The 13,239-nt window shown below is 69.6% G+C and carries 12 protein-coding genes; 8 read left to right on the top strand and 4 right to left on the bottom strand.

The window, feature by feature from the left end; genetic code table 11:
* Positions 1-78 precede the first annotated feature (78 nt).
* Positions 79-438, bottom strand: coding sequence for a VOC family protein (locus tag WME76_RS24820; RefSeq protein ID WP_437954764.1), 360 nt, complete (start codon positions 436-438; stop codon positions 79-81).
* Positions 439-819: 381 nt separating this feature from the next.
* On the opposite strand from WME76_RS24820, the gene WME76_RS24815 reads away from it, so the two are divergent.
* Both WME76_RS24815 and WME76_RS24810 read left to right on the top strand, forming a co-directional pair.
* Positions 820-1,140: a hypothetical protein gene (locus tag WME76_RS24815; protein ID WP_437954763.1), complete on the top strand. Its 321-nt coding sequence runs from the start codon at positions 820-822 to the stop codon at positions 1,138-1,140.
* 265 nt (positions 1,141-1,405) lie between these two features.
* Positions 1,406-2,227: a hypothetical protein gene (locus tag WME76_RS24810; protein WP_437954762.1), complete on the top strand. Its 822-nt coding sequence runs from the start codon at positions 1,406-1,408 to the stop codon at positions 2,225-2,227.
* A gap of 194 nt (positions 2,228-2,421) precedes the next feature.
* Here the strand turns inward: WME76_RS24810 and WME76_RS24805 are convergent, their stop codons facing one another.
* The gene (locus WME76_RS24805; protein ID WP_437954761.1) at positions 2,422-4,086 is read right to left on the bottom strand and encodes a hypothetical protein; all 1,665 of its coding nucleotides are present in this window, start codon (positions 4,084-4,086) and stop codon (positions 2,422-2,424) included.
* Positions 4,087-4,475: 389 nt separating this feature from the next.
* Here WME76_RS24805 and WME76_RS24800 point away from each other — a divergent pair, with 389 nt between their 5' ends.
* The 5 genes from WME76_RS24800 (at position 4,476) to WME76_RS24780 (ending at position 8,449) form a co-directional block, all read left to right on the top strand.
* A complete protein-coding gene (locus WME76_RS24800) occupies positions 4,476-4,616 on the top strand; it encodes a hypothetical protein (RefSeq protein ID WP_437954760.1) in 141 nt (46 codons plus the stop codon).
* Between the two features lie 226 nt (positions 4,617-4,842).
* Positions 4,843-5,247: a hypothetical protein gene (locus tag WME76_RS24795; protein ID WP_437954759.1), complete on the top strand. Its 405-nt coding sequence runs from the start codon at positions 4,843-4,845 to the stop codon at positions 5,245-5,247.
* A 415-nt stretch (positions 5,248-5,662) separates the two neighbouring features.
* Entirely contained in the window at positions 5,663-6,085 is a 423-nt protein-coding gene (rnk, locus tag WME76_RS24790) for a nucleoside diphosphate kinase regulator (RefSeq protein WP_437954758.1), read from the top strand.
* 363 nt (positions 6,086-6,448) lie between these two features.
* Positions 6,449-7,798, top strand: coding sequence for a hypothetical protein (locus WME76_RS24785; protein ID WP_437954757.1), 1,350 nt, complete (start codon positions 6,449-6,451; stop codon positions 7,796-7,798).
* A gap of 177 nt (positions 7,799-7,975) precedes the next feature.
* The gene (locus WME76_RS24780) at positions 7,976-8,449 is read left to right on the top strand and encodes a hypothetical protein (protein ID WP_437954756.1); all 474 of its coding nucleotides are present in this window, start codon (positions 7,976-7,978) and stop codon (positions 8,447-8,449) included.
* A 114-nt stretch (positions 8,450-8,563) separates the two neighbouring features.
* Here WME76_RS24780 and WME76_RS24775 read toward each other — a convergent pair whose 3' ends face one another.
* Entirely contained in the window at positions 8,564-9,787 is a 1,224-nt protein-coding gene (locus WME76_RS24775; protein WP_437954755.1) for a matrixin family metalloprotease, read from the bottom strand.
* A gap of 1 nt (position 9,788) precedes the next feature.
* Positions 9,789-10,361, bottom strand: coding sequence for a hypothetical protein (locus tag WME76_RS24770; RefSeq protein ID WP_437954754.1), 573 nt, complete (start codon positions 10,359-10,361; stop codon positions 9,789-9,791).
* A 432-nt stretch (positions 10,362-10,793) separates the two neighbouring features.
* Between WME76_RS24770 and WME76_RS24765 the strand changes: the two genes are divergently transcribed.
* The gene (locus WME76_RS24765) at positions 10,794-13,205 is read left to right on the top strand and encodes a type VI secretion system Vgr family protein (protein WP_437954753.1); all 2,412 of its coding nucleotides are present in this window, start codon (positions 10,794-10,796) and stop codon (positions 13,203-13,205) included.
* The last annotated feature ends 34 nt before the right edge of the window (positions 13,206-13,239 follow it).

Below are 13,239 nucleotides of genomic sequence, written 5' to 3'. Positions count from 1 at the left end.
GCGTGCGGGGCATCGAGAGCGGAAGCTCCGCGTGTCCCGCATGCGAGGACCCGCCGGGGGCCCGTCGTGGGGATGGCGTCACCGGGTCAGCATCACCAGGTTGCCGTCGGGGTCGACGACGTAGGCGACGCGCTCGCCCCAGGGCTGGTCGGCGGGCTCGAGCACGACGGGCGCTCCGGCCGCCCGCAGGCGCTCGACCGTCACGTCGACGTCATCGACATAGACGCAGAGCTCGATGCGGTGCCCCGACGCCGGTCGCAGGGGCTGCCCGTGCAGGGCGGGGCCGGCCCCGAGCGCGCCCAGGCCGATCTCGGACTCGCCCAGCCGCAGCGCGACGAAGGCCGCGGGCCCGCTGTCGGGGAAGCGAAACGTCTCCACGCCGCCGAGGAGCGTCCCGTAAAACTCGATCGCCCGATCCAGGCTCTCGGTCGAGAGCATGGGAAACAGCCGCCTTGCGCTCATGAAGGAGCGCCACTACCAACCCGCGGCCGCGCCGGCAAGGGCGCCGCCGTGGTCGGGCCTCCCGTCGACCTTGCGGCGAGCTCGGTCCGCAGCTGCGTTCCACTGCCGGACGCGCACCCGGGCCTCCGCGAGGGGTGGCATGCGGTTGCGGCCGAGGCGCTTCCTGGACACGAGGCTGGCTTCGGCCGGGCGAAACGGATCGCCAAGACCGAGGGGAGGCACTAGGTTGGCCGAGCGCGCGCCGGGCTCGCGCGCCGAGGCCGGCGCTTCGCCTCGTCCATGCTGTCGGTTTCTGTGCGGAGTTCGGTCATGGCGTGTCTCGCTGACATGACGTCAGCGGTGTGCGGAGGGTAGTCGATGCGAAAGATCCACGTTGCCTTGGGTGTGCGCTCGTTGACGGATTCCATCGCGGATTACACGCAACGCCTGGCGGCCCAGCCGCAAGTGATCGTGCCGGACGAATATGCGCTCTGGCGCACCGACACGGTGAACTTTTCTATTCGTCAGATCCCCGCTGGCGAGGTTCCGGGACTGCGTCATCTGGGATGGGAGGACGATGCCGCCAGCGCCTTCTCCGAAGCACGGGATTGCAATGGTATTGTCTGGGAAGAGTTCGGTCCCCAGCAGCAGCTGCAAGAGATCCTCGAGCTCTGGCCTGATGCCCAGATAAAGCGCTGACTCCGCGCTGGCCACGATCCGGCCGGAAGGACTGATCGATCCGGACGCTGCCCCGTGCTGCCGGCGCTCGCCGCCGACGACGAGACCTGCGCCGTCAACGCCGGTAGGGCCGGCGCGCCGGTCCTGGCGCCGCCCTGGCCCGAAGCGCAGGGATCGGGGATCCACGACGCATCTGTGCTCTTCCCCGCGCATGGCCATCGACGCGGCGGCAAAGCGGTGGGAGCGTCGGCCCGGGAGAAACCCCGGACTGGAGTCGATAGGACCGATGAAGAAGAGCGCGCTCGTGATGATCTTTCCGCTGACGGTCGTGACTGCCTGCGGGGCGACGGGGGGGCCGGACGATCTGGAGTCCGCCCCGGAGCTCGCCGCTTCGCAGGAGGCGATCTCCATCTCGCCCGACTTCGGCGCTCGGTACCTCGACTGCGACGAGTTCGCCGGCGTGGGGCTCGCCCCCATCGCCGCCGTGGCGCCGCTCGTGCCCGACGACTACACCGTGATCGAGGCTGCCCCCGGGATGGCCGTCGTGGTCGCGCAGGCGGGGGACTGCGCCGCGATCAGCGTGAATGACCATCTCGCCCAGCCAGGCGTGTTCGCGCAGCTCGGGGTCGGCGTCGTTCCCCCGACCGGCACGGGAGATCAGAACTTCTACCAGATCGCCTTTGCGACCACCCACCCGATCCTCGCGGCCCGCCTCCGCCTCCTCGGCGTGAACGCGCGCTACGCTCCTTTCATGTCGTACGAGATCACGGATCCCCCGGGCCCTCGGGCCGAACTGGCCGTCTCCGTTCCTCGGCCGGCGGGCCTCGCGTTCGAGCTGAACGGCCCCGTCACCCTGCCTGATCCCTCGGCGCCGTCCAACCCGCTCACCACGTTCAACTACTGGCATCAATCCGCGTGGTACGGCAACATCCTCCAGGAGAACGCCGTCACCGGCATCCGCCTGGGCGAGGGGACCGGCGTGACGCTCACGGCCGTTGGCGACGATCTCGAGGCGATCCTCGGCAGCACGACGCTGACCTTCCCGTTCTTCTCGAGCCCGGAGATCTTCGACGAAGCGGTGCTGACGGTCCAGACCGACGCCTTCTGACGGCCGGAGCCGCCGCTCCGGAGGAGCCGCTCGGCGTGGCGGAAGCGTGCGTGGGGGGGAGCGGCAGGAGCGCCGCGCCGCGGCGGGCCGCCTCGCGGCGCGGCGTCGCCGAGCGGCAGCGGGCCCCGCGCGGAGACGCGTCTCGGCGGCGCCGCGCGGGGAGCGGCGGGAACGTCAAGCCGCCGGGCGCGACCTCAGTGGGTCACCGAGCCGCCGAGCGTGGGGACGTGCTCCGCGCTGTCCAGGGGAGCCTCGGCGCTGTCCAGGGCAGCGTCCGCGCTGGACGCCGCGACATCGGCGCTGGCGGCCGTCGAGGGGCAGGCCGCATTGCACGCGTTGTCCTCGATGAAGTTCTCGAGGATCTGCGCGCGGTGGGGGAGGAACTTCCACTGGAGGGGCGCCGAGATCTGGCCCTGCTCGTTGACGTGGACGAACGTGCCCGGGGCGGTGGTCGGGAAATGCTCCGGCCACACGTGCAGGCCGCCGAGGTCCTCGTTGCCGACGCTGCTCAGCTCGTGGCACCCGGCGCACGACTGGGTGGTGGCGCGATCGGCGGCGTTGTCCGCCGTGACCATGCCAGGCAGGAGGCCGCGGCTCTGGATGATCGGCACGAGCGCCGCGTCGATGTCGGCGATGAACGCCGTGTTCCCCTGCAGGCGGTCCCGGTAGTTGTTGTCGGTGTCCACGATGCTCTCGCCGGAGTTGAAGAGCTCCTGGTCAGGCAGCGTGCGCAGCGAGATGTCGTTCTCTTCGTCGCCGAGCGGCACGAGCCCGTCGAGCGCGTCGAGGAAGCCGCTCCGGAACGCGGCGCCGCGGGGGTCGCTCGGGTCGAAGCTGGCGTTGAACAGACCGCCGAACGGGTTCTCCTTCACCGTGACCGGCTTGAAGAAGAGCCTGACCGAGTTGTCCTGGGAGTCGGTGCCCAGATCGAGCTTGAACTCGCGGAGATTCCATGGCTGGAAATCTCCGCTCGACGCCATGAACTGGTTCGTGCGGATCTGGCCGGTACCGTCCATGAAATTGGACGCCTGGATGACCGGTGCGAAGCCGTCCCGGCCGAAGAAATAGAACTCCTCGAGCGCGTTTCTGCGCTGGGTCAGGGTCATGTTCGGGTCCGAGAGGCTTGCCCAGAGCTCGGCGACCGGGAGGCAGGCGGCAACGCCGCACTCGGGGTGCGGGTTCGGGAGCTGGGCCTCGAAGATGATGAAGTTGCGGTCGGTGGGGCCGGACGAATTCTTGGCGTAGATGATCCGGTACTCGCCGCAATGCGAGCCGTCCACCGGCGCGAGGTCGAACCGGTTCACGAGCGCGACCGGCTCCATGAAGTGGTCCCCCGCGGGGTTGAACGGGTTGCTCTTGGCGGGATCGGACGGATCGATCCGGGCGAGCACGCCCTCGTTCCTGGGGCACGTGTACGGGAACCCGTTGAGCAGGCCACCGCCATTGCCGTCGGGCACGTCGTCGCAGTGGATGGCGTCGGGGTCGTTCTTGAACTCCACGGGGGCGTCGGCCCTCTTGTTCTGCGTGTTCCACCAGCGCCGATAGACATCCAGGGGCTGCTGGTCGGAGCCGACGCTGTCGATGAGCCGCTGGAGGACGAAGCTGAGCGTGAACTCGGTCAGGACGCCCGGGTCCGTCTCCTTCGTGATGATGAGGGACTTCCGCATGTCGAGGGTCGGCACGGACGCGGGGCACGTCAGCGCCTCCGCGCTCTCGGCCGTGAGCTCCTGGGCCTCGCCGGCGGCGACGACGTCGCCCTCCACCGGATCGGCGCCGCCGCAGGCGCCCAGGGAGACCGACGCCGCGGCGCACATGACCGCTGCGATGAGGGGGAACTTGGAGACATAACGAAGATGCATGATCGCTCCTGTGGCGTGAGGCGGACCGGGGTCGCTCCGCGGCGGCGCGCGCTCCTGCGCCTGCGCCTGCGCCGCCTCGCGCTGTACCTGCTCGGCGTGCCTCGTCAGGGCGAGGCCCGGCCGTCGCAGCCCGGCTCGTGGCGCGCTATCGCAACCTGCATGCCGTCGTGTCGCGCGAGGGCGCTCCCGACGAGATCGCGCGGCGCAGGGGCGGCTGTCGCGGGATCGCGCCCGCGCGCGGGTCCAGCATGCGGGCGGCAAGCGTTGCCGTCCTGGCAAGGTTTGCCAGCGCTGAAAGACAGGGGCATGGCAAGGATTGCCAGCGCGCCGCTCGCCGCTCGCCGCGCGCCACACGCCCGCGCCCGGAACACGGCAATGCAACTTCTCTGATGCTGCGTCGACACGGGTGCTCCCTGGTCGCGCCGGCGCGCGCCCCCAATCGCGCGGATCTGCGCTTCACCGTCACGCCGAGCGCGGGCGCCTGGTACCGCTACACCGGGGCTTGCATCGAGTACGTCCCGGTGCCCTGAATCAGGAGCCCTCGAGGGCTTCACGCGGGTCGGGTAGGCCGCGGTCGACTACCACATGGGCGCTTCGGTAGGAAAGTGGGCGCGATCACCTGCGGCTCGCCGCTGGCCGACGCCGTCGAGGGATGCTGGTCGTGAGCGCGTCTCCCGCCCGTGAGCGCGAGCCGAGAGTGATTCGACCCTGCGATTGGGAGGAGATTCCCGGGTCTGGTTGCAGTATGAAGGGGCCGTGGAAATCAAAGACCTGTCCGACTCCCTGCGCGCCGATCCTCGCTTCACCACCCGTCGCAAATGGCTGATCTTCAGCGACTTCGTCTACACCCCCACGGGGGAGAAGGTGGAGGAGGGCTTCCGCTACTTCACCTGCCCCATGGACGCCCTCACCGCCGCCCTGGCGAGGCGGGACTTCGCCGCCATCGCGAAGCTCCCCTTCGCGCTGGACGGGGAGGGGGAGCCGGATACCTCCGCCGTGCGCCTGGATCTCGCCTACACCGCGTCCGGCGCCATCGCCGCCTTCCAGCCCGTGGAGTTCCGCGATCACGTGCCCACGCCCGTGTCGGCGGCCGTGGTCCTCGAGGGGGCCGAGGCCAAGGCGCTCCGCGAGACGTTTCTGGCCATCGACCAGTCCGCGTAGCCGGGTAGGCCGGCGCCGTGGGCCCGGCCTGCCGCTGCGGGCGCGCCCCCTGACCTCGATCGCCCGCGGTCGGGGGCGCCGCCCCCCGGCCATGGCCAGGGGAGGACCGTCGTGTTAGGGTCTCCATGGGATGAGCGCCTGCCTGCACCTCGTCGCGTCGCGTTCGTGGCCTCGCCGCGGCGCGCGTAGCGCGCCCATCCCCCAGCGGACCCGGCTGCTCTGCCCGAGGTCGCCCGCACGCTCGTAGGGGAGCGGTCATCCGGCGCCCTGCGCCGACCGCTCCCGGGATGAAGCGGGCTGGCGTCGAGCGCGCCTGCGCGGGCGACCTGGACGAGCGCTCGCGCCGGCCAGCTCGCACGGCGTGGACCTTCGGCCGAGCCCGGCTCGCGTCGACGACACAAGGAGATCCCAGTTCATGGCACCTCACTCGAACCCCATTGTCATCACCGAATTCGACCGCGATCGGCTCGCGCGGCTGCTCGAAGCGCTGCGCGCGCGGCCCGGGGGCGATTCCCCGGACCTGGAGGCGCTCGAGACCGAGATCGAGCGCGCGGACGTCGTGAAGCCGGGCGACATCCCGCCGAACGTGGTCACCATGAACTCGAAGGTCGAGCTCGTCGACCTCGACACGGAAGAGCGGCTCTGCGTCACTGTCGTGTTCCCCGGAGCCGCTGACGTGAAGAGCGGTCGGATCTCGGTGCTCGCGCCGATGGGGCTCGCGCTGCTCGGCTGTCGAGAGGCCGACGACGTGGAGTGGCCGACGCCGAGCCGCACGCGGCGCCTCCGGGTCGAGCGCATCGTTTACCAGCCCGAGGCGTCGGGTCGCTTCGACCTCTGAGCCCGGTCGGATTGCTGGAAGCGGCGGGGCACACGCCGTGTCACCTCGTCGATCGTCGCGTCCGCCCCGCCCGTGACGTGGACCCACGGCTCGGGATCCCGCCCGGCCACGTTCTCGATCCGCAGGATCGCCACGTCACCCCCCTGTGCCACTGCGGTCAGGCCGATCTTCCGGCCCGCGTCCCGCGCGGCCGCCCCGCGTCGGTGAGGGCCGTTGTACTGGGGGTGTGTTTGTTGACAGTCCTGGCGATCCGGTAGTATGGGTCTCCGCCATACCCGGATTTTGCTGAAGGAATCCCGGCGCGCTGAAATGATTCGCGCGGACCGTACCGCGCACCCGATTCACCGCCAGAGGAGATTGTTCATGAGCACCTGGAAGACGCCTGGAGCAACTCTCGTCGTCTCGCTCTCGCTGGCCGGAGTTGCTGCACCGGCGACGGTCAAAGCGCAAACGGCGGATCCGCCTCAGCAGGCCGCGTCCGCCGAGCCGGCGCCCGTGTCCTTGGTGGCGCCCCCCTCCGCGGAGTCCCGTCCTGCTCCTCCTCCGCCGGTCGAGACGAAGAAGCCCGAGGACAAGCCGCTCGTCCGTGTCTACGGCATCGTCAAGCCGACCGTCGTCGTCGGGAACGGCCTCGAGTCCTTTGGCAACCCGAACTACGTCGCCCCCACGGCCGCGGCGAATCCGCTGTTCCTCGCCGACCCGGATGCCGTCGGCCTGAGCTTTCAGGCGCAGCAGACGCGCCTCGGCGTGGCCGTCGGGGAGGGCACGCCCGTCAAGGGGCAGGTCGAGGTCGATTTCGTCGATTTCGCCAAGTCGTCGCCGGCGCAGGCGACCACCCTCCGCGTGCGTCAGGCATTCGTGGACTGGTCGCCTGCCGAGGGGCACAAGCTCACGCTCGGTCAGCTCTGGGATCTCTTCTCGCCGCTGAACACGCACACGTACAACCTCGTCGGCGGGCTCTTTCAGTCCGGGAACTCGGGCTTCGTGCGTCACCAGCTCATGTACGTCGCGAACCTCGGCGGCGTCGAGGTGGGCGCCGCCCTCGGCCTGGTCAGCCAGAACGTCACGGCGATCCTCAACAACGTCGAGTACTCGCGCACGCCCACCCTCGCGCTGCGCGCGAGCTACCGCGCCGAGAAGACCGCGTGGGTGGGCGCCTCGCTGATCGGCACGCGGCTCACGTTCGACGCGAACCTGGACACCGAGGAGGCGCGGACGGCGCTGGGTGGCAACCTGTTCGCCGAGGTCACCTCCGGTCCGCTGAACGTGCGGGCCGAGGCGTACGGCGGTCAGAACCTCGCCAACCTGGGCCTCCTGACGCTCGGGCAGGGCTACCGCACGAACGACGTCACCGAGGTAGGCGGCTGGGTCTCGGGGAAGCTCTCCTTCGATGCCCACGCTGTGCATCTCGTCGCGGGCGTCGCGCTGGTGGCCAACACCGACGACATGCAACTCGGCTACACGCCCGGCACACCGGCCACGGACGGCGCGCCGGCCACCAATCCCACGCGCGTGGGCGGCAATGGCCCCGGCATCGAGCGCAACGTGACCCTGCGCGGGGGCTATGCCTTCGCGCCCATGAAGGCGCTCTCGATCGTGCTCGAGCCCTCTCTGATGCTCACGCGCCACAAGCTCGATCCGGCGGCCGGCGCGCAGACGGACGCGAGCCGCGTGGGCTGGGGCGTCGAGACGGGCGCCCTTTACCAGTTCTGACGGCCCAGGCGCCGGCGCGCTGACGCCGGCCGCCGGCTGCGGAGCCTGCCAGCGTTCCGCCGTCACGCCCGCCCGAAACCCGGTGGCCCGGGCCACGAATTGCCCTGACGCGGCCTGACGTGACGCCTACACTGGTGTGGTGGCCCGGTACCGTGCGCACGCGGGGAGGCGGTGCCCATGAACAGGCGGAAGATCGAGGACAGGAGCTGGCTTTACGTCGACGACCGCGGCGTCATGAGGAGCTACGAGCTCGGCGGAGGCATGATGCTCTACGTGTGTCGCGGTCTCCAGATCGGAGAGTTCGCGCCCCACGTCATCGAGGACGGCGCGCGGCAGATCCAGGAGTTCCAGCGTTGCATCTACATGGTGGACGCGCTGGAGTCGAACCGGATGGAGACCGATTTCCGCGACCAGATGACCGAGTGGCTGAAGAAGAACAGCCAGCGCGTGGAGGCCCATCTGCTGATCCGGTCCATGCTTCTGAAGATGGCCGTCAGCGTCGCCAACCTCGTGATCGGCGCGGCCACGACGCACGCCCACACCGACGTGGAGGCCTGGGAGGCCGTCGGCCAGCGCGTGAACCCCGGCTTCAAGCGTCGACCGCTCGTGCTCCCCGACGACGTGCCCGAACCCCCCGCGTCGTCCTGCTGAGCTGCCCCTCACCCCGCCGGGAAGCGCGCGCCGAGGCAAGCGCCCGCGGCGCCGGATCGTCCGACGTCGACGACGTGCGAGACCACGGCAGGCAGCTGAGCAGCCCGATCGAGATCAGGTTGTTGCGCGCCGCCGCCGTCGCGATACGAGCGCGCCGAGCGCGCCGAGGAGCGCGAGCCCTCCGAGATCGGCCGAGCGACCGCTCGTCGAGCAGGAGCACCCGGAATCGCTGCCGGACTCCCCATCGCCACCCTTGGGCGTGTCGTCGGTCTCCGCGTCGGCGCCGCCCGCGCCGCCCGCGCCGCTGCTCGAGGAGGCGGAGGACGAGCTCGCCGACGCGCTCACGGTCGATGCGATGCTGCTCGACGAGCTCGACGCGCTGGTCGCGCCCGCGCCGCCGCCCCCACCGCTGCCGTCGCTGCCGCCGGCGCCGCTGCCGCCGCCGCACTCGGCGGAGCACTCCGTCGAGCAGGTGTCGCAGACGCATTCGATGAGACGGACATAGATGTTCGCGCCCTCCGCCTGCTCGCGCGTGCAGCGCTCCACGCAAGCGTCGTCCGGGCATTCGGAGATGCAGCCTGCGAACGCCCGGCACGCAAACGACGCACCGCAGGCGTCATACTGCGGCCTGCAGGCGTCCGACAGCGAGCCGTTGGAGCAGCTGTCGCAGCTGCCGCCGCCGCCGCTCGCGGCGCTCGAGGCGCTCGCGGCCGTCGTCCCGCCGATGGGATACAGGGCGCACACGCCCTCGATGTCGTCGTCCTCGAGGGTGCGCGTCGACGAGCCGGCAACGTAGTACGCGGTCATCGTCGCGCTCCGCTCGCCGGAGTGGCCGAGGCCCAGGAAATGTCCCTCCTCGTGCGTGGCGATCGACTGCGTGTCGACACAACCGTTGTTGCCGGTGTCGTTCCAGCAGAACCCGACGTTGTTGAAGACCATGTCGGCGTCGACGATGGCGTCGTCGCGCCCCCAGACCGTCATCGTGACGCCGATGACCGAGTTGACGTCGCCGATCGCGGCCGGCCAGGAGCCGCTGATCCAGTGGAACACGTTCTTGCCGTCGTTGTAGTTGTAACGATCGGTCGTGTCGCCGAGGAGGTTGACCCGCCACTCCGTACACCCGGTGTTCGCCCACGCCGCGAAGCCGGCCTCGATATGGGCGACGGCGAAGCCGGCGAGGGGGCCCGGGATCGTCGAGCGGTTGATGTAGTAGCCGACGGGCAGCTCACGCCAGCGGGGGACGCCGGAGTCGAGCGGCGTCCACGCGGCGGCCTCGGGAGCCGCGGCGAGGAGCGAGACGGCGCCGAGCGAGACGGCGAGGGCGACGCGGCGGCTCATCTCACTTCCCTCCCGCGATGCGGACAACGTCCGTCATGAGGCTCTCGACCGGCTCGATCTCGTCGGCGGGCCCGTGGACGGGCACGAGCGCGCCCCCGCTCCGCCGGACGAGCTGCAGGCCCTCGAGGCTGCGCCGCGCCATGCCCTTCGTGTCCACGTGATAGACCGACAGCGCGAGCGCCGTGAGGTGCCACCGCCCCTTGTCGCCCGGTCGCAGGAAGACGATGGCGTCCTCGCCCGGCGAGAGCCTGGCGTCGCCGACCAGCCGCTGCGTCTTGCCTTTGTACGTCCCGCCGATCTGCTCGAGCACAATCACCTTCGCGCCGCCGCCGTCCGCCTCGCCGCCCTTGAGCGGCTGGGTGACCCTGAGCTCGGTGCGGGTCACGATCGATTTTCCGTCGTCGGACTCCGTCGTGGTCGACTGGCCCACGCTCACGCGCGCGATCGTCGCCGAGCGGCGCACGAGATCCTCACGCGAGAGCAGGACGGCCGTCGTCGCGTCGGCGGTCGCGCCGATGCAGAGCAGAGCGGCGGAGACGAACAGGGACAGCACCGCGTTCACGCTTCGCTTCATGTCGGTGGCTCCTCCAGGACCATCGTTTCTATCCCGAAGCGCGCGCGGCCACCATACAGGAAGCGACACTGACCTCGTGCTCGCGGCGCTGCGATGCAGCACGTCTGTCGTGGCGGCGGATCATCACACCGTGGCGCGACGTGACGCCGTGATCCGCGGAGTCGCCGGTTGCTGCTCGCGTGGCAGCTCACCGGGATTTATGCCGTGAGCCCGTCACCTCGTGCTCGGGAGCCGCCCCGCGCAACCGGGCGGCCGTCATGGAGCTCCGCCGCGCGACGAGCTGATCCCAGCGGAAAATTCCGCCTTGGATGCCTATGTCGTCCTGGACGACAGCAACACGCAGGCGACACGACACACGGTTGTCGCAAAGACCCTCCAGGCTCAGCAGCGCGCTTTTGCGCTTGTCGCCGTTTCTTACCCGCAAGGCTCCACATGCCCGACACGTTCGTCGTTCAATCGAGCGCGCTGCCCACGTCCATCAAGCTGGCCGCTTTTCACGGCACCGAGGGGCTCTCGAAGCTCTATCGCTTCGAGCTCTACCTGATCACGACGCGCGACGTCGGCCATGAGCTCGACATGGCGGCGGCCGTGGGCCAGCCGGTGACCGTCGCCCTCGAGCGGAGCGACGGCGGCGAGCGCTTCATTCGAAGCGGCGTGATCGGCAGCATCGAGCTCATCAACGATTTCGCCGGCCGGTGCGTCTTCCGGGCGACCATGATCTCGCGCCTCGAGCTGCTCACCCTGTCGGTCCACAGCCGGATCTTCAGCGAGAAGAGCATCCCGGAGATCATCCAGAGCGTCCTTCAACAGGGCGGCGTGACGGAATGCGCCCTCCAGCTCCGGGGTGCCTACAAGGCCGAAGAGCACGTCTGCCAGTACCGCGAGAACGACTATGCCTTCATCGCCCGGTGGATGGAGCGCGAAGGCATCTACTACTACTTCGAGCACGAGGAGGGCGGCGAGACGCTGGTGCTGACCGACGATCGGTCGGTCCATCAGCCGAATGGCGGCAAGCCCATTCGTTATTACCCGCAGCCCGGCGCGAACACGGCGAGAGAGACGATCCGCGCCTTCACCTGCCGGCACGGCGCCGTGCCCGGCGCGGTTCGCCTCAAGGACTACGACTACGCCAACCCGGCCGTGCCGGTCGCCGGGCAGGCGTCGGTCTCCGCCAGCGGCTTCGGCGAGATCAGCCTGTACGGCGCGCGGTTCTTCTCGCCGGGCGATGGGGAGCGACTGGCGCGGATCAAGGCCGAGAGCCTCTCCGCGGCCAGCGTCGTCTACCAGGCGACGGGCGCGTCGGTGACGCTGGTCCCCGGGTTCACCTTCGAGCTCGAGGAGCACCCGCGGGCCGCGTTCAATACGCAGTACCTGACCACCGAGGTCGAGCACTGGGCCAACCAGGCCCCGGAGGTGCCCGAGCTTCAGGGGCTCACGCCGTGGGAGGACAACTACCGCATCGAGGCCAGGGCCATCGCCGCGACGGCGCAGTTCCGCGCGCCGCAGGTCACCGAGTGGCCGCGCATCTACGGCACCGAGCCCGCGGTCGTCGATGGCCCTGCGGCCAGCGAGTACGCCCAGATCGACAGCCATGGTCGCTACCGGGTCAAGTTTCACTTCGACGAGAGCGACCTGAGCGGCGGGAAGGCGTCGACCTGCGTCCGGATGCTGCAGCCCCACGGCGGCGGTATCGAGGGCTTCCACTTCCCGCTGCGCGCTGGCACGGAGGTCATGTGCTCGTTTGCGGGAGGCGATCCCGACAGGCCAGCCATCGTCGGGGTCGCGCCCAACGCGCTGACGCCGAGCCCGGTCACGTCGGGGAACAGCACGCGGAACGTGATCCAGACGGGCGGGCGGAACCGGCTCGAGCTGGAGGACCAGGCCGGGCAGGAGCGGATCACCCTATCGACGCCCCACGCGAACACCTACCTCCGGATGGGGGCGCCCAACGCCGGCTCGACCTATGAGGTCAAGACCAACGGCCACGCCTTCACGTGGATCGGAGGCTCCCAGGAGAGCATCGTGGGCGGCAACCGGACGGCGATCACCGCGGGGATCTCCGAGAGCATCGTGGCGGGCTTCCGCCTGAGCTTCACCGGTGGGTACGCCGGGAACTACATCGTTGGTTACTCGCAGAACCTGATCTTGGGCTATCGCGACACGCGCATCAAAGGCAACGAGTCCACGAAGGTCTTCGGGAACCGAAAGACCTTCATCAAGGGGACCCGGGACACGACCGTCGGCGGTGACAGCACGACCTTGCTCATGTCCGATCGAAAGCTCACCGTCAACGGCAAGAGCGACCTGATCATCCTCGGGAAGCGTACCACCGCTATCACAGGCCACGACAAGGGCACCTTCCTGGGCGGTCGAGAGACGACGGTCACCGGGCTGAACAAGACGACGATCAACGGCAGCAGCCAGACCCGCGTCACCGGTACGAGGCGAACGGACGTCGTCGGCCTCGCCAGGAGCAACTTCCACGCCGGGCGAGAGGTCACGGTCACGGGGCCGAACCGCACGAAGATCACGGGCCCGACCGACACCAAGATCACCGGCAAGCGCTCCGCCACGACGATAGGGCAGAGCGAGAGCACCGTCGTGGGCAACGCCACCGGCAACGTCACCGGGCTTTACAAGACCAAGATCGGGTCGCGCGTCGAGATCATCCGGGGGACGAAGACCGAGAGGATCGGCGGACTGGCGTACAAGCATTCTCCTCTCGAGGTGAAGAAGTTGAACGCGCAGGAGATCAGGGCGAAGGGCCTCGATTGGAAGGTCGAGCTGGCTCGCATCAAGACCTCGCTGGAGGTGCAGGACGTGGGGATGCTCATCGTGAAGTGATCCACCTGCTCGTCGTGGAGCAGGCTCGCGCTCG

The organism is Sorangium sp. So ce119, from assembly GCF_051524405.1.
Taxonomy (GTDB): domain Bacteria; phylum Myxococcota_A; class Polyangia; order Polyangiales; family Polyangiaceae; genus Sorangium; species Sorangium cellulosum_G.
This window is presented reverse-complemented; position numbering and strand designations above follow the sequence as displayed.